Annotated in this window: 18 protein-coding genes; 9 read left to right on the top strand and 9 right to left on the bottom strand. The window is 55.7% G+C overall.

Annotated features, from left to right (window positions below; genetic code table 11):
• Positions 1–81 precede the first annotated feature (81 nt).
• Together QVF11_RS10525 and QVF11_RS10520 are read right to left on the bottom strand one after the other, a co-directional pair.
• Entirely contained in the window at positions 82–1,026 is a 945-nt protein-coding gene (locus QVF11_RS10525; protein WP_287856791.1) for a DMT family transporter, read from the bottom strand.
• A 161-nt stretch (positions 1,027–1,187) separates the two neighbouring features.
• Positions 1,188–1,361 carry a con-10 family general stress protein gene (locus QVF11_RS10520; RefSeq protein ID WP_112215194.1) on the bottom strand — a complete coding sequence of 58 codons (174 nt, stop codon included), beginning with the start codon at positions 1,359–1,361 and terminating at the stop codon, positions 1,188–1,190.
• Between the two features lie 361 nt (positions 1,362–1,722).
• Here QVF11_RS10520 and wrbA point away from each other — a divergent pair, with 361 nt between their 5' ends.
• Both wrbA and QVF11_RS10510 read left to right on the top strand, forming a co-directional pair.
• Positions 1,723–2,319 (top strand): NAD(P)H:quinone oxidoreductase, encoded by a 597-nt coding sequence (wrbA, locus tag QVF11_RS10515; RefSeq protein ID WP_112215195.1) that lies wholly within the window; start codon positions 1,723–1,725, stop codon positions 2,317–2,319.
• Positions 2,320–2,339: 20 nt separating this feature from the next.
• Complete coding sequence (locus QVF11_RS10510) at positions 2,340–2,567, top strand: YccJ family protein (protein WP_112215196.1); 228 nt, start codon at positions 2,340–2,342, stop codon at positions 2,565–2,567.
• Positions 2,568–2,725: 158 nt separating this feature from the next.
• Here the strand turns inward: QVF11_RS10510 and agp are convergent, their stop codons facing one another.
• Positions 2,726–3,973 (bottom strand): bifunctional glucose-1-phosphatase/inositol phosphatase, encoded by a 1,248-nt coding sequence (gene agp / locus QVF11_RS10505; protein ID WP_112215197.1) that lies wholly within the window; start codon positions 3,971–3,973, stop codon positions 2,726–2,728.
• 100 nt (positions 3,974–4,073) lie between these two features.
• Positions 4,074–4,433, bottom strand: coding sequence for a winged helix-turn-helix transcriptional regulator (locus tag QVF11_RS10500; RefSeq protein WP_110277168.1), 360 nt, complete (start codon positions 4,431–4,433; stop codon positions 4,074–4,076).
• A 101-nt stretch (positions 4,434–4,534) separates the two neighbouring features.
• Here QVF11_RS10500 and QVF11_RS10495 point away from each other — a divergent pair, with 101 nt between their 5' ends.
• Positions 4,535–5,284: an SDR family oxidoreductase gene (locus QVF11_RS10495; protein ID WP_287856786.1), complete on the top strand. Its 750-nt coding sequence runs from the start codon at positions 4,535–4,537 to the stop codon at positions 5,282–5,284.
• 15 nt (positions 5,285–5,299) lie between these two features.
• Here QVF11_RS10495 and QVF11_RS10490 read toward each other — a convergent pair whose 3' ends face one another.
• Complete coding sequence (locus QVF11_RS10490; RefSeq protein ID WP_110277170.1) at positions 5,300–5,524, bottom strand: hypothetical protein; 225 nt, start codon at positions 5,522–5,524, stop codon at positions 5,300–5,302.
• A 273-nt stretch (positions 5,525–5,797) separates the two neighbouring features.
• Between QVF11_RS10490 and QVF11_RS10485 the strand changes: the two genes are divergently transcribed.
• Positions 5,798–5,920 (top strand): small membrane protein, encoded by a 123-nt coding sequence (locus QVF11_RS10485; RefSeq protein ID WP_110277171.1) that lies wholly within the window; start codon positions 5,798–5,800, stop codon positions 5,918–5,920.
• Positions 5,921–6,042: 122 nt separating this feature from the next.
• On the opposite strand, the gene QVF11_RS10480 is transcribed toward QVF11_RS10485, so the two are convergent.
• The 3 genes from QVF11_RS10480 to puuA all read right to left on the bottom strand — a co-directional run bounded on the left by QVF11_RS10480 (position 6,043) and on the right by puuA (position 9,207).
• A complete protein-coding gene (locus tag QVF11_RS10480; protein WP_287856782.1) occupies positions 6,043–7,434 on the bottom strand; it encodes an APC family permease in 1,392 nt (463 codons plus the stop codon).
• On the bottom strand, positions 7,424–7,564 hold the full coding sequence (locus QVF11_RS28700) for a hypothetical protein (protein ID WP_462660517.1): 141 nt from the start codon (positions 7,562–7,564) through the stop codon (positions 7,424–7,426). Before QVF11_RS28700 ends, QVF11_RS10480 begins: the two co-directional genes overlap by 11 nt.
• A gap of 224 nt (positions 7,565–7,788) precedes the next feature.
• A complete protein-coding gene (gene puuA / locus QVF11_RS10475) occupies positions 7,789–9,207 on the bottom strand; it encodes a glutamate-putrescine ligase (RefSeq protein ID WP_287856780.1) in 1,419 nt (472 codons plus the stop codon).
• 224 nt (positions 9,208–9,431) lie between these two features.
• Between puuA and puuD the strand changes: the two genes are divergently transcribed.
• The 4 genes from puuD (at position 9,432) to QVF11_RS10455 (ending at position 13,782) form a co-directional block, all read left to right on the top strand.
• A complete protein-coding gene (gene puuD, locus QVF11_RS10470) occupies positions 9,432–10,184 on the top strand; it encodes a gamma-glutamyl-gamma-aminobutyrate hydrolase (RefSeq protein WP_167492790.1) in 753 nt (250 codons plus the stop codon).
• 25 nt (positions 10,185–10,209) lie between these two features.
• Complete coding sequence (gene puuR, locus QVF11_RS10465; RefSeq protein ID WP_004849766.1) at positions 10,210–10,767, top strand: HTH-type transcriptional regulator PuuR; 558 nt, start codon at positions 10,210–10,212, stop codon at positions 10,765–10,767.
• A 244-nt stretch (positions 10,768–11,011) separates the two neighbouring features.
• On the top strand, positions 11,012–12,499 hold the full coding sequence (gene puuC / locus QVF11_RS10460; protein ID WP_287856793.1) for an aldehyde dehydrogenase PuuC: 1,488 nt from the start codon (positions 11,012–11,014) through the stop codon (positions 12,497–12,499).
• Positions 12,500–12,501: 2 nt separating this feature from the next.
• Positions 12,502–13,782 (top strand): NAD(P)/FAD-dependent oxidoreductase, encoded by a 1,281-nt coding sequence (locus QVF11_RS10455; RefSeq protein ID WP_287856778.1) that lies wholly within the window; start codon positions 12,502–12,504, stop codon positions 13,780–13,782.
• On the opposite strand, the gene QVF11_RS10450 is transcribed toward QVF11_RS10455, so the two are convergent.
• On the bottom strand, positions 13,779–14,756 hold the full coding sequence (locus QVF11_RS10450; protein ID WP_287856776.1) for a LysR family transcriptional regulator: 978 nt from the start codon (positions 14,754–14,756) through the stop codon (positions 13,779–13,781). The genes QVF11_RS10455 and QVF11_RS10450 overlap by 4 nt on opposite strands.
• An 82-nt stretch (positions 14,757–14,838) precedes the next feature.
• On the opposite strand from QVF11_RS10450, the gene QVF11_RS10445 reads away from it, so the two are divergent.
• Positions 14,839–15,924, top strand: coding sequence for a tartrate dehydrogenase (locus QVF11_RS10445; protein WP_287856774.1), 1,086 nt, complete (start codon positions 14,839–14,841; stop codon positions 15,922–15,924).
• Positions 15,925–16,445 lie beyond the last annotated feature (521 nt).

Below are 16,445 nucleotides of genomic sequence, written 5' to 3'. Positions count from 1 at the left end.
GAGAGAACTGGCCGGTTCTTTCTGACGGAGTCATCATACAAGCCCGGACAGGTGCACAGCACCGCCTCCGGGAATATTTAGCTAAGGTTCGGCACGATCCCTCATCCCGGATAAGGCGTTCACGCCGCCATCCGGGAGCTTCTCCGGCAGCGGAAGCCTTTTCCGCTTCCACTTCAGCTCGCTAACCAGCACGCCCGCCAGAATAAACACGCAGCCCACCAGCGCCAGCAGCGGCAAACGCTCTCCGGCAATACGGCCAAACACTCCCGCCCACACCGGTTCTCCGGTGTAAATCAGCGTTGCCCGCGTAGGCGACACGCTGCGTTGCGCCCAGTTCATGGTCACCTGAATAATGGCGCTGAAGATGCCTAATCCCAGCGCAACACCAACCAGCCCCGACGTCATCGGTGGAATGTTTTCTCCAACCGGGGCCATACCGACAAACGCCACCAGTGACGCCGTCGCCAACTGAACTACCGTCACCCGGCGGATATCCACCTTCCCCGCCCAGGCGCTAATCAGAATAATTTCTGCCGCAATCGCCACCGCGCTGGCAAGAGTGATCATCTCGCCGACACCCAGCGCTATCAGGTTACTCTCCGGGCCGGCCAGCAGGATCAGACCGATAAACGCCAGCACGATACCGACGCAGGACATCATCCCCGGCATTCGTCTGAGGAACAGCCATTGCAATAGCGGCACCAGCGGCACGTACATGGCGGTAATAAACGCCGATTTACTGCTGGAGATCGACTGCAACCCCCAGGTTTGCAGGCCGTAGCCCAGCGCAATCGAGATACCTATCGCCGCGCCCGCTTTTAGCTCCAGCCATGTCAGGCCGCGTAATGTACGCAGCGACAGTAAAGCGACCGCCAGCGCGGCGGTACCAAAACGCAGTCCGACGAAGAACAGCGGCCCGCTTAGCGTCACCGCATACTGAACCGCGAGAAACGTTCCACCCCAGAACATGGTGATAACAAGCAGGATGGCTTCCTGGCGAGTAAGGGAGAATTTAAACGAAGACATCACACAGCCAATCATAATAAATAGCCCGCTAGTGTGCAGTCTGCACCCCGCAGAGGCAACTATTCACCCATAAAAAAACCGCCGACAACACGTCGGCGGCGAGGGCGATGGGGTCGGGCCCTGGAGATTAACCCCAATCAGTTCTGAATCAGTCGGGCCCGCTAGCTGTCGCGATTGCCGTGACTGTTTTTTCCCCCTTTTTTGCCCGCTTCGGAAGCGCGCTGGGGATCGTTTTTAAAGTTCCCCCCGCTATGCTGGCCACCTTTACGACCGGCTTCTGATGCTCTTTCACGGTCTTCGGCAAAGTTGCCGGCACCGCCACGATGGTTTGCCATTATGGACCTCCATACATGCTGCATTAGTGAATCACAAGACCGTAGCCTCCACGATACAGGTGCCGTATCGCGTGCCTTTAAGGTTAGCGAATGAAAAACATGCTCAATGGATATAGTCACATCCTGAAATAGATTTTCCATAAGAACGACCATTGCCATGCCTGGCGTTCGCTAAGCGCCTCTTATGATTGCCGAAAAACGTCGGGTTAAATATGTATCTTTTTGCAACAATCTTTAATCTTTGCAATTTTGTTATAAATCAAACAAATGATTGTTGCATTTGCACTCTTCGCCAGAGGTCTTATCTTTAAAGGTAGCCAGTCAAGTAACTGGTCTATAACGCAACCGAGGAGTGATGCAAATGGCTAAGATTCTGGTGCTTTATTATTCAATGTACGGACACATCGAGACCATGGCGCATGCCGTCGCCGAAGGAGCAAACAAGGTTGATGGCGTTGAGGTGGTCGTGAAGCGCGTGCCGGAAACCATGCAGGCAGAGATTTTTGCCAAAGCAGGCGGGAAAACACAAAACGCCCCCGTTGCCACGCCGCAGGAGCTGGCTGAGTATGACGCCATCATCTTTGGTACCCCAACCCGTTTCGGCAATATGTCCGGACAGATGCGCACCTTCCTTGATCAGACCGGCGGCCTATGGGCATCCGGCGCGCTGTATGGCAAACTGGCCAGCGTATTTAGCTCAACCGGTACCGGCGGCGGCCAGGAGCAAACCATTACCTCCACCTGGACCACCCTTGCCCATCACGGGATGATTATTGTGCCGATTGGCTACGGTGCTCAGGAGCTGTTTGATGTCTCGCAGGTTCGCGGCGGTACGCCATACGGTGCCACCACGATTGCCGGGGGCGACGGCTCACGTCAGCCAAGCGAGGAAGAGCTGGCGATTGCCCGCTATCAGGGTGAGCATGTCGCGGGCCTGGCCGTTAAGCTACACGGTTAATCTTCAGCAGGAGGAAAAGCATGCCGAATCAAGAAGCAAAAGCCCACCGCGTGGGTGAATGGGCAAGTTTACGCAATACCTCTCCCGAAATTGCCGAGGTAATTTTTGAATTAGCCAATTACGATGAGAAGCTTGCGGAGAAAATCTGGGAAGAAGGCAACGATGAAGTGCTGCCTCTCGCTTTCGCCAAAACGGATAAAGATTCCCTGTTCTGGGGCGAGCAAACCATTGAGCGTAAAAACGTCTGACTATCTGTCGTTGTAGCCCGGACAGGTACGCAGTACCGCCTCCGGGAGTTATTGCATGAGCTTCCCGGAGGCGGCGCGTTGCGCCTGTCCGGGCTACAAAGTCTTGCTCAACCGTCAGCTGCAAAACCCGGATTGCTCCGGGTTTTTTATTACCTTCGTTACTTCGTCGCCTCGGCCATCGCCTTTTTGAAGGTATCCATCGGACAGAAGCCGTTATCATCAACCGGACACCCGTTCAGCGCCATCGTCACCCGCTGCGGCGGTGATTGCAGGGTCAGCGCGTCGGCATTGCGCAACTGCTCGGTACTTTGATAGACATACTCAATTTTCATCAAATCGCGGTTGCCGCTGTTATCGTGCCAGCGCTGGAACACCAGCTTGCCGCCGATCGGCGTGCGCTCGTACTGGTTATGCAGCTGATAAGGTTTAAAATCCAGCGCCGTCAGCAGCGAGGCGATATTGGAATCATGCCCTACCAGCAGCGTCACTTTCGCTGCCTTTGTTGCATCGCCCACCAACGCGTTATCAATGTATTTCACCAGCGGTTTAGCCACGTTGCGCGCCACTTCTGGGGAAGTAAACAGGCTATCCTGATAACCATTTTTCAGCTTCGACAGCACCTGCCACTGCTTATCGCTTTTGATTTCCCCCCACGCCACCTGATCTTTGGGGAAACCTTCGTAGTATTGCAGCGTAAAGGCGTCGACCAGCGAGTTGCCCACCTTCAACGGCCCGGATACGCCCGGCTCCTGCTGATATTTAGCGCTAAAGGTATCTTTACCCTCGCTCAGCGAGCACTGCTGTTTCTCTTTGCAGGAAGGCGAATTGCGATAATCCGTCATCTCCTCCAGCAGCTTATAGCTCTCGCTCAACTGCATTCCCTGGCGCTCTTTCTCCATCGCCTGCACCGCTTTTTCACTAAAGGCGGCGGAATCATCGGTGATCACCGGGTTGAAGGTTGGGTCCATCGTGCCCATTTTTTCCTGATGATGCACCGTTACGCCGCAGCCGGGAAACGCGCCGGTAATAAAGAACTGCGCCGTAGCGACGGTGCGTTGCAGACTATTTGCATACGCATAAACCGCGTTCTCAGGCGGGCACTCGCCGCTGGTCACCAGCCCTTGCTGCGCCAGCCATTCGCGCATATAGTGCCCCATATAAACTTCCAGCACCCCGCCCTTGGTGGTCAACTGGCCGCCGGGCACATCCCACTCCGGCCAGGACTTCGGCGTTGACTGCTCCAGTACGCTGCCGTTGTTCGCCAACGGCGCACGCAGGTTATGACGACTCATGATCAGCACCTGTTGCAGCTGGTACCCTTCCGGTGCGGTCTGTTCCTGCGCCTGGACGCCTGCGGACAGTAGTACAACGCCTGCCACGGCGGCGGCGAGTAGACTTTTTCTCATCCCTTAACCCTCAGTCAGTGATTATCATCGCCTTAATTGTGACAAATTTATGACATTTTTCCGGGCAATGGCTCGCAAACTCGCTAACGAGACGATTTTTCTAGCGTTTTAACTGATGCCCGTTCTGCCGCATCCACTCCGCCAGCGGTTGCAGCGCGCTGCGCATCGATAACCCCAGGTCGGTTATCTGATATTCAACCCGTGGTGGAATCTCCGCATAGACGTGGCGCGACACCAGTCCGCGCTGCTCAAACAGGCGCAGTTGGCGGGTGAGTTCTTTTTGCGTAATCGGCGATACCGCGCGCAGCAGTTCGCTGAAGCGCACCGGTACGTTAAGCACAATCAACCGATAGAGGATCGGAATCGCCCATTTCCCGGCAATCAGATTGACGAAGTCGGTCATGGGACAAGATTCTTGCGGCAAATTTTTTTGCGTTGCCCGCGCCGCGATTTCCGCCATAGCACACCTTTTTGTTCATTAGTACCCAATTGGTACCTGGTACCCTTTGGATACTAATGTACTTATAGTGACTTTTCCAGTCATGCAAGAGGTGTGAAGAGATGGGACGTTTAGCAGGAAAATTTACCTTAATTACCGGCGGTACCAGCGGCATAGGTCTTGCCACCGCACAGGAATTTCTCTCTGAAGGGGCACATGTTGCGGTCACCGGGCGCAACCCCGTCGCACTTGCACAGGCGAGGACGATACTGGGTGAGAAAGCGTGGGTTATTGCCGCCGATGCGGGGGATATCGGCGGGCAACGTCAGTTGGCGGAAACGCTGAACAGACGATGGGCACGGCTTGATGCAGTGTTTATCAACGCCGGGGACGTCACCCACGGTAAATTCGGCGAATGGCATGAAGAAGACTGGGATCGGCTGATGAACATCAATCTGAAAGGCCCCTTTTTCTTGCTACAGGCGCTGCTGCCGCTGTTGGCAAACCCGGCGTCGGTCATTCTGTGCGGTTCGGTAAGCGCCCATATCGGCCTGCCGACCAGCAGCGCTTATGCCGCCAGTAAAGCCGGGCTGCTATCGCTGGCGCGTACGCTGTCCGGCGAACTGCTGCTGCGCGGTATTCGCGTTAACGGCTTGAGTCCAGGCCCGGTACACACTCCGGCGCTGGACAAACTGGGGCTCAGCGCCGAGGCGCTGGAGAATCTACAAGCGGAGATCAAAAGCCTGGTTCCTCTGGGCCGTATGGGCACAGCGCAGGAGCTGGCGAAAGCCGCGTTGTTCCTGGCCTCGGATGAATCCAGCTATGTTGTCGGGACAGAACTGTTGGTCGATGGCGGCACGGGGAATCTATAACTTTCGCAGCGGCGGTTACTCCGGTAGCGGCACCGCCGCCAGCGTACAGATGGCTTCATGCTCACCACCGCGATGGTCGATTATCAGAACTTTATCTCCCGCCTTTTTACCTTCGCAGGGTTTTAAAACCTGATCGACAATACGTTCACGAATTGACTGGCGATCGGAATCAGCCAGGCTACTAAAGGAAGTCACTACCAGCGCCAGCCCAACAAGACCGACGATATGCTTATTACCCATTTATTACTCTCAACCCATATTTAAGCGGGCCAAGGTTAGCAGCCTGCCGGGCTCACGTCTGTAAATTCGCTTAAAGGTGTGTAACTCAGTTTACTTTTTGACCACTCCGGTGCTTTACACTTCACATTTATTCATGTAAATAATAAGTTAATAGCTTCACTGGCAGTCCATTGTTGTCTGACTCACCGGGTCATCTTTAAGAAATATCCCGATGCTATTATCTCGATATCACGGTATTTTTTCTTCATGTTAAACATAACATTAGGTTAATTTATGTCAGGTATCCTGCTCTTTATCGTCGCGGTAGTTTTGCTGGGAGTCGCCCTCTACAGCCTGGTGTCCTATATCAAGGATCGACGCGCTGGACAACTACCAATTCATAAGAAAAAGAAATAATACATCCTCACTATTCTTACCTTCTGCCCCTACTATTTTTACCGGACCGCCTGATTTCAAACGATAATGACAAAAAAGAAGGCAGGCTTGCTCGCCTGCCTTTGTGTCGGCGTAAAAAATCGTTACGATTCCCAGGCCTGTTCCGCTTTGGCTCCATCAAACTGCGGCGGCGGCTTGCGGAAACGGCGGGTGAGATAAGTCAGATAGAGTAAGCCCAGCCCCGCCCACACCAGACCAAGCGTTAGCGATGTCGCCTCCAGATTCACCCACAATACGCCGACCGTCAGCGCGCCGACCATCGGCAGCAGCAGATAGTGCAAACGATCTTTCCACGTTTTGTTGTAACCCTTACGCCGCCAGAAGTGGTTAAACACCGACAGATTGACGAAGGTAAACGCTACCAGCGCGCCGAAATTAATCAGCGCCGTGGCGGTGACCAGGTCGAAGAACAGCGCAGACAAGGCAACAATTCCGACCATAATGACGTTCAGCGCCGGAGTGCGCCATTTCGGGTGGACGTAGCCAAAAACGCGCTCCGGGAAAACGTTATCGCGCCCCATCACATACAGCAGTCGTGAGACGCTGGCGTGCGAAGCCAGACCTGAAGCAAGGGTATTAACAAACGTCGTGCACAGGAAAATCGACTGGAACAGCTTGCCGCCAACGTACAGGGCAATTTCCGGCAGCGCCGCATCCGGATCTTTAAAGCGGCTAATATCGGGGAAAAAGAGCTGCATAAAGAACGATGCAGCGATAAAAATTATCCCGCCGTAGACCGCGGTGAGGAAAATCGCCTTCGGGATCACCCGCGCGGCGTCCGGCGTCTCTTCAGAGAGCGTGGTCACCGCATCGAAGCCGAGGAACGAAAAGCAGACTATCGTCGCCCCGGTAATAATCGGGAGCAGGTGCGCGTTCTGGCTAATAAACGGCTGGAGCGACCAGACGGTACCGACCCCTTCCCCTTTATGCAGCCCCTGCACCACCAGCACGATGAAGACCACCATAATCGAGATCTGCACCAGCACGAAGAGGGTATTGAAGTTCGCCACCAGGTTGACGCTTTTCAGGTTCGCCGCGGTAAGGATCGCCACAAACGTCACCACCCACACCCAGGGCGGCACTTCCGGAAACAGCGCAGAGAGATAAATCTTCGCCAGCAGAACGTTGATCATCGGCAGGAACAGATAATCCAGCAGCGAAGACCAGCCAACCATAAAACCAACATGCGGGCTGATCGATTTCTGCGCGTAGGTATAGGCCGAACCCGCCTGCGGAAACTGGCGCACCAACTTGCCGTAGCTAATGGCGGTAAACAACACCCCAGCCAGCGCCAGCAGATAGGAAGCCGGTACGTGACCGTTGCTGATGCCGGAAACGATGCCAAAGGTATCAAACACCGTCATCGGGGTCAGGTAGGCCAGCCCCATCATCACTACTTGCCACAGTTTGAGCGATTTGCGCAGCCCGGGTTTGCCCTTTTCAGGAGCGTTGTCGAGAGAGGTGTTAATAGCCATTGTCATTTCCCCCGCTGCACACCTGGGTTTGCGGTCGTAATGACCGGAAAACAAACCAACTTCGCAACGGGGTTAATGGTAAATCAAAAAGTAAAAAGAACCGACGAGCGGCGGTGGCTGCGCAATCCATGCGGCCAGGACGGCCCCCTTCTCCCTGCGGATATTTGAACATCTGCATCATCTCACTTTCCTCGTCACACACTGTGTCGTTAACTGAAGCCCGTTGCCGCCTGCGCTCCTTAACGCGGCATCCGGGAAATGGCTGGGCTCCCAGCACAAACGTCCGACCAGGCTCCGCTCAGGCCGTATGATGCTACTTGTGGTAAACCTAAGGTGCCCCTTGCGGGGCGGCAATCAGGCGTTTTTCAACATCCACTCAATTTCAGTTTCGGTGATCAGACGCTCAAACTGCAGTAGTTCGTCATGTTTACAGGCGTGATAAACATGGCAGAAACGCTCGCCAAGCCGCTCTCGCAAGTGGTCATTTTGCATAAACTCCCACAGCGCATCGCTCTGGCGAATCGGGAAAGGCAGGCCATCTTGCTCCAGACCGTTACCTTCCACCTCTTCCTGTAGCGGCAGCGTATTATCCAGACCGTGCAAAATTCCGGCAAAAATCGCCGCCATCACCAGATACGGGTTGGCATCCGCTCCGGCCACGCGATACTCCACGCGATGGTTATGGCGATCGCCGCACGGAATACGCAGCGCTACCGTCCGGTTGTTATGCCCCCATGATGCCTGGGTCGGCACGTACATTCCCGGCTGGAAGCGACGGTACGAGTTGACGTTCGGTGCCAGCAGAGCCATCGAAGCTGGCATCAGGTCAATCATCCCGGCGAGCGCGCGTTTTAACATCGCGGAATCTTCACCATCGGCATCCGCCAGTACGTTCTCGCCTTTATTGTTCTGCATGCTGATGTGGATATGCATCCCGCTTCCGGCGTGCTCTTCATAGGGTTTCGCCATAAAAGTGGCGTGCATCTTATGCTTCTCCGCCATTAAACGCACGAGGCGTTTTAGCGCCAGCGCATCATCACAAGCGTCGAGCACGTTATCGGTATGATGCAGGTTGATTTCAAACTGACCGGGAGAGGCTTCCGCCACCGCGCCGTCGGCCGGGATCAGCTGAAGCTGGGCGATTTCATCAATATCATTAAGGACATCGGCAAAGTGGTTGAGGTTATCAACGGAGTAAACCTGGCTCTGGGTATTGCGGTCGCCGGTCCCCGGCGCGCACGGCGGCTGCAGGTAGCCTTCAGCATCGCGCTTACGGTCCAGTAAATAGAACTCCAGCTCTACCGCTACCACGGGGAACAGCCCACGCTGGCGCAGCTGCTGCCAGAGTCGGTTAAGAACGTTCCGCGGCTCAACGTCAAAGGGAGCGCCATCTTCATCAACCATGGTCAGCAGTACCTGACCGATATATTCCGGGTCCGCCGCCGACGGCGTTAAGGTACCCAACACCGGTACGCAGGTGCGATCCGGTTCGCCCATCTCCTGACCGAGCCCCGCTTCCTCGACCACATTACCGAGAATATCCATCGCAAACACCGACGCCGGGAAATAGCAGCCCTTCTCCAGCTTGCTCAGGCTGGATACCGGGATCCGCTTACCGCGGAAGCAGCCGTTCAGGTCGGTCAGCAGAACATCAACATATTGCGTATTGGAGTAACGCTCAAGGTAGCGCTTCACTTCCCAGGTGAACGCGCTGACCCGTCTCTCTTCCGACTGCTGAACAAAATTCTCAACTTCTACGATATTGGTTTCCATGATTCACCGCCGTTGTTTTAGTTTTGGACTCTGATTAGCACTGTTAAATATAATGTCCACTCTTCGAATGTGTATGCAAATAAATTGTTTGTCAAATGTTAAATTAAGTTTGCAAAGGGCTATTCACACTGCTAGATTGAGAAAATATTGAACGAAATGGCCGTTTTACCCGCTAATCCGGTCATAATTTAGTCCACTTTGTGAGGGCGATCATGGAAAATATAATGTACAAGCCAGTTATTGGCGTGGTGATGTGTCGGAACAGGCTTAAGGGTCACCAGACCCAAACTCTGCAAGAGAAGTACCTGAATGCGATTGTTCACGCCGGAGGGTTACCGATTGCCCTGCCGCACGCGTTAGCGGAACCGGACCTGCTTTCTACGTTACTGCCTAAACTGGATGGCATTTACCTGCCGGGCAGCCCAAGCAACGTGCAGCCGCACCTTTATGGTGAAAACGGCGATGAGCCTGACGCCGATCCCGGGCGTGATCTTCTGAGCATGGCGCTGATCAACGCCGCGCTCGAAAGGCGCATCCCCATTTTCGCCATCTGCCGTGGGTTACAGGAACTGGTTGTCGCCACCGGCGGGACTCTGTATCGTCGTCTGTTCGAGCAGCCTGAACTGCTTGAGCACCGCGAAGATCCTGAGCTTCCTGTAGAGCAGCAATATGCACCCTCACATGAAGTTCAGGTTCAGGAAGGAGGATTACTTTCTCAGTTAATACCGGGCTGCAACACGTTTTGGGTCAACTCGTTACACGGTCAGGGAGCAAAAACACTGGGTCCACGGCTGCGCGTGGAGGCGCGTTCTTCGGACGGGCTGGCGGAAGCGGTTAGCGTTTATGACCATCCTTTCGCTCTGGGCGTGCAGTGGCATCCTGAATGGAACAGTAGCGAATACGCCCTGTCGCGGATGTTGTTTGAAGGTTTTATCACCGCCTGTCAGAACCATATCGCTGAAAAACAGCGACTCTGACCACTACCGTTAAGGAAATGCAAATATGAGCGATGACGGACTGGCGCCAGGGAAACGTTTGTCAGAGATCCGCCAGCAATTGGGTCTCTCACAGCGTCGTGCCGCCGAACTGTCTGGGTTAACACATAGTGCCATCAGCACCATAGAACAGGACAAAGTCAGTCCTGCCATCAGCACGCTGCAAAAGCTGCTGAAAGTCTATGGGCTGTCGCTCTCGGAATTCTTTTCTGAACCAGAAAAACCGGCTGAACCGCAGGTGGTTATCAATCAGGACGATCTGATTGAAATCGGCAGTCAGGGGGTGTCGATGAAGCTGGTTCATAATGGAAATCCGAACCGCACGCTGGCGATGATTTTTGAAACGTACCAGCCTGGAACCACAACCGGGGAGAGGATCAAGCATCAGGGCGAGGAGATAGGCACCATACTGGAGGGTGAAGTCGTGTTGACCATTAACGGTCAGGCGTATCACCTGGTGGCGGGGCAAAGCTATGCCATTAACACCGGCATACCGCATAGCTTCAGCAACACCTCGGCAGGCATCTGTCGAATTATCAGTGCCCATACCCCCACCACATTCTGATTTTTAGCCTGAGATTCTTTCAGGCTTTCTTCAGGCCTGCGCCGTCGGAGCTTGATTCCGCCGGCGCGAAGAAAACGCAGATCACCTTGCGCAATGCGGAAAGACTTATTCCGCTGGCCCCAGATAATTCATGCCTGTTAATAGGCAATTTAAACGGTACTCAATCCCGGGGACGCCCTGCGCCCTGAGGGTCAGAAATAGCCAAACTTTTATATTTTCCCGATTACGTTATTAAGGAGTCATGATGGATTTTCACAACCTGGCTTACTGGCAAGAAAAAGCAAAAATGCTCGTTATTGAGACGCGCTTATTTATTAACGGTGAATACAGCGCCGCCGCCGATAATAGCGTTTTTGAAACCAATGATCCTGCCGCGCAGCAGACGCTCGCCGAAGTTGCTCGCGGCAAAAAAGCCGACGTTGATCGTGCGGTGCAGGCCGCCCGCAGCGTATTCGAGAACGGCGACTGGTCGCAGGCGTCCCCTTCTCAACGCAAAGCAGTGCTAAATAAATTCGCCGATCTAATGGAAGCTCACCGTGAAGAGCTGGCGCTGCTGGAAACCCTGGATACCGGCAAACCGATTCGCCACAGCCTGCGCGATGATATTCCCGGTGCCGCCCGTGCGATTCGCTGGTACGCCGAAGCCATTGATAAAGTGTACGGCGAAGTCGCGCCTACCGGTATCAACGAACTGGCGATGATCGTTCGCGAGCCGATTGGCGTGATTGCGGCGGTAGTTCCGTGGAACTTCCCGCTGCTGCTGGCCTGCTGGAAGCTTGGCCCGGCGCTGGCCGCCGGAAACAGCGTGGTTCTCAAACCTTCCGAAAAATCCCCGCTTACCGCTCTACGTCTGGCGGGCCTGGCGAAAGAGGCCGGGCTGCCGGATGGGGTGCTCAACGTGGTCAGTGGTTTTGGCCATGAAGCCGGTCAGGCACTGGCGCTGCATCCGGATGTTGAAGTCATCACTTTCACCGGCTCTACCCGCACCGGCAAGCAGCTGCTGAAAGATGCAGGCGACAGCAATATGAAGCGCGTCTGGCTGGAGGCGGGCGGAAAAAGCGCCAATATCGTCTTTGCCGACTGTCCGGACCTGCAAAAAGCGGTCAATACCACCGCGGGCGGTATTTTTTACAATCAGGGCCAGGTCTGTATTGCCGGAACCCGCCTGCTGCTGGAAGAGAGCATCGCCGACAAGTTTCTCGAGTTGTTAAAAGAGCAAGCAAAAGGCTGGCAGCCGGGCAACCCGCTCGACCCGAATACCACCATGGGTATGCTTATCGACAACAGCCACGCCGACAGCGTCCACAGCTTTATCCGCGCCGGGGAAGCACACAGCACGCTGCTGCTGGATGGGCGCAAAAACCCATGGCCAGCAGCGGTCGGCCCGACCATTTTTGTCGACGTCGACCCCGCATCTCCTCTCAGTCAGGAAGAGATCTTCGGCCCGGTGCTGGTGGTGACCCGTTTTAAAACCGAAGAACAGGCCGTGAAGCTTGCTAACGACAGCCGCTACGGCCTCGGCGCAGCGGTCTGGACCCGCGATCTTTCCCGCGCCCATCGCGTCAGCCGACGCCTGAAAGCCGGCTCCGTCTTCGTGAATAACTATAACGATGGCGATATGACCGTGCCTTTTGGCGGCTACAAGCAGAGCGGCAACGGACGTGATAAGTCCCTGCACGCAATGGAAAAACTCACCGAACTGAAAACTATCTGGATTGCCCTGGAGGCTTAATCATGACCGAACATACCACCAGTTATTACGCCGCCAGCGCCAATCGCTATGAACCGTTTCCAACGCTGTACGAATCGATAAGCTGCGACGTCTGCATCGTTGGCGGCGGCTATACCGGACTCTCTTCAGCGCTGCATTTGGCCGAAATGGGCTACGATGTGGTGCTGCTGGAAGGTGCGCGCATCGGCTTCGGCGCCAGCGGGCGCAACGGCGGTCAGTTGGTTAACTCCTACAGCCGCGATATCGACGTTATCGAGAAAACCTACGGCCCGGACGCGGCGAAAATGCTTGGCAGCATGATGTTTGAAGGCGGTAATATTATCCGCGAGCGCATCCAGCGCTATCAAATCCAGTGCGACTATCGCCCCGGCGGCCTGTTTGTCGCGCTGAATCATAAACAGTTGGAGACGCTCGAAGAGCAGAAAGAGAACTGGGAGCGCTACGGCAATACCCAACTGGAGCTGCTGGATGCCAGCGCTATACGTCGCGAAGTGGACAGCGACCGCTATACCGGCGCGCTGCTGGACCATAGCGGCGGCCATATCCATCCGCTGAATCTGGCGATCGGCGAAGCGGACGCCATTAGGCTGAACGGCGGTCGGGTTTACGAGCAATCGCCGGTCACCCGTATTCAGCACACCAGCCCGGCGGTGGTGACCACCGAACGCGGTCAGGTTACCGCCCGCTACGTGATTGTCGCCGGTAATGCCTATCTCGGCGATAAAGTCGAACCGGAGCTGGCGAAGCGCAGCATGCCCTGCGGTACCCAGGTCGTCACTACCGCACCGCTGTCTGAGGATCTGGCACGTTCGTTGATCCCGAAAAACTACTGCGTGGAAGATTGTAACTATCTGCTGGATTACTATCGCCTGACCGCAGATAACCGCCTGCTGTACGGCGGCGGTGTGGTGTACGGCGCGCGCGACCCGGACGACGTAGAGCGGCTGATAATGCCGAAGCTGCTGAAAACCTTCCCACAGTTGCAAGGAGTGAAAATCGACTACCGCTGGACCGGCAACTTCCTGCTGACCCTCTCGCGGATGCCGCAGTTTGGTCGTCTCGATAACAATATCTACTATATGCAGGGTTACAGCGGCCATGGCGTCACCTGTACCCACCTCGCCGGACGACTGATTTCAGAGCTGCTGCGCGGTGACGCCGAACGCTTTGACGCCTTCGCTAAGCTGCCGCACTACCCGTTCCCCGGCGGGCGCAGCCTGCGCATTCCGTTTACCGCTATGGGCGCGGCCTACTACAGTCTGCGCGACAGACTCGGCGTTTAATCCCCTCGACCGACGGTGCCTGCCGTCGGCAATTTTGCCTCGTCGTATTGCTGCGGGAAGCGCTGCTGGAAATAGTGGCGCAAAAACTCCACGGTGGTACGAATCTTTGCCGAGGTCGCCAGTCGCGACACGTACACCGCCCAGATATTGGCGGGCTGATAGTATTCCGGCAGCAGGTGCAGCAGATTTCCGCTGGCGATATTTTCACTCACGTCCCACCACGAACGCAGGGCGATCCCCTGCCCGTCCAGGCACCATTGATGAACAATTTCACCGTGGTTTGACGACAGCGGACCGGTCACTTTAATCGCATGCTCCCCCTCTTTATCGTGCAGTTGCCAGACGCCAAATGGCCTGTCACGCTCTTTAATCACCAGGCAAGGCAGTGCAGCAAGATCGCTTAGCTGCTTTGGTCGCGAATGACGAGCCACAAATTCCGGCGAGGCGCAGAGAATGCGGTGGTTAGTGGCAAGCTGGCGGGCAATCAGATTGGGGGCAATATCGTCGCCGACGCGAATATCCAGATCGACCCCCTCATTGGCTAAATCCACCAGCCGGTCAGCGACGTCAAAACGGATCTCCAGCTGCGGATACCGGCGGGCCAGCTCGGACAGCGCCGGGGCGACAACCTGACGGCCAAAGCCGAAGCTGCTGATAATGCGCAGCGTCCCCTGCGGCACCTGACGCACATCGGACAGCTCGTCCATCATCTGATCGACATCCTGCAAAATGCGCTGCCCCCATTCATAAATACGCTCCCCCTCTTCGGTAATGGCGACCCGCCGGGTGGTACGGTGCAGTAGCTGGACGTTGAGCGTCTGCTCAAGCAACGACACCCGCTTGCTGACAAAAGCCGGAGAAACGCCCAACTCTTCAGCGGCGGCGGCAAAACCGGCGCGGCGGGCGACCAGCATAAAGACGCGTAAATCATTCAGCAGCGGCAGATTATTCATGATTCGTGTTTTATGTTTCACCAGTTGACGGGATTAATTATGAATCAGTCAATTATAGGATAGAGGTGAAGTCAATTTCCCTTACCGCAAACTGAGAACAACAATGAATAAAACCTTACGTATTGCCGCCATCCCCGGCGATGGCATCGGAAAAGAAGTGCTGCCTGAGGGCGTTCGCGTACTGCAGGCCGCCGCTGAACGCTGGGGGCTGGCGTTAAGCTTCGAGCACTTTGAGTGGGCCAGCTGCGATTACTATGCGCAACACGGCAAAATGATGCCCGACGACTGGCACACGCAGTTGCAAGAGTTTGATGCTATCTACTTCGGCGCGGTGGGCTGGCCGGATATCGTGCCGGATCACATTTCGCTTTGGGGTTCGCTGCTGAAGTTCCGCCGTGAGTTTGACCAGTACGTCAACCTGCGCCCGGTGCGCCTGTTTCCCGGCGTCCCCTGCCCGCTGGCGGGTAAGCAGCCTGGCGATATCGATTTTTACGTGGTGCGCGAGAATACCGAAGGGGAGTATTCTGCCCTCGGCGGACATGTGAATCCGGGCACCGAACATGAAGTGGTGATTCAGGAGTCGGTGTTTACCCGCCGCGGCGTTGATCGGATCCTGCGCTACGCCTTTGAACTGGCGCAAAGCCGCCCGCGCAAAACGTTAACTTCAGCGACCAAATCCAACGGCCTTGCCATCAGTATGCCTTTTTGGGATGAGCGCGTGGAAGCGATGGCGCAGCACTACCCGGAGGTGAAGTGGGATAAGCAGCATATTGATATTCTGTGCGCTCGCTTTGTACTGCAGCCGGAGCGTTTTGACGTGGTAGTCGGCTCAAACCTGTTCGGCGATATTCTCTCCGATCTTGGCCCAGCCTGTACCGGCACCATCGGCATTGCTCCGTCGGCGAATCTCAATCCGGATCGTACCTTCCCGTCGCTGTTTGAAGCGGTCCACGGTTCAGCGCCGGATATCTACGGCAAAAATATTGCCAATCCTATCGCTACCATCTGGGCCGGGGCGATGATGCTCGATTTCCTCGGCAACGGGGATGAACGCTACCAGGCCGCCCATGACGGCATTCTGGCGGCGATTGAGCAGACCATCGCCAGCGGGCCGAAAACGCCGGATATGAAAGGCACCGCTTCCACCCAGCAGGTGGGCGCAGCGATTTGTCGGGCCATTGCCGGATAAAAGTAGCCCGGACAGGCGCGTCAAGCGCCGCCTCCGGGATATCTTCATACAGCTGCGGGAATATCTCTGAAACTGCGATATATGCAGCGATGCCCTGGTGCCCGCTGAAATCGGCGAACCGGAGGTCCGAAGACAAGGGCTGGCCGCCAGGGATGGCGGACAGAGGCGAATCGAGACAGTGATGTCGAGTTGAGCCGACCGCAGGCTGAGGACCGGGAGGTGAGCGCAGTGCGCAGCACCGATTTCTTTGCGGGACCGCGGGGATTGTAAAGGGGGAGACGGTTTTCTCCCCCTTTACCCGTTCACGTTCGACAGAAATACATTTTCTGCGAAATAGCGGTGAACGGAACCCCTATAACACCGTCCCGGAGGCGGCGCTTGACGCGCCTGTCCGGGCTACAAAATCATAGACGGCTGGAAACACGTAGCCCCGGTAGGCGCAGCGCCACCGGGGAGATTTTCCAGTCCGAACTACAGCTCCAGCTCGCGCTGCAACAGCGTCGCAATCGCCTCGCTGCTCT

The sequence above is a fragment of the Klebsiella sp. genome (assembly GCF_027492335.1).
GTDB lineage: Bacteria > Pseudomonadota > Gammaproteobacteria > Enterobacterales > Enterobacteriaceae > Klebsiella > Klebsiella huaxiensis.
This window is presented reverse-complemented; position numbering and strand designations above follow the sequence as displayed.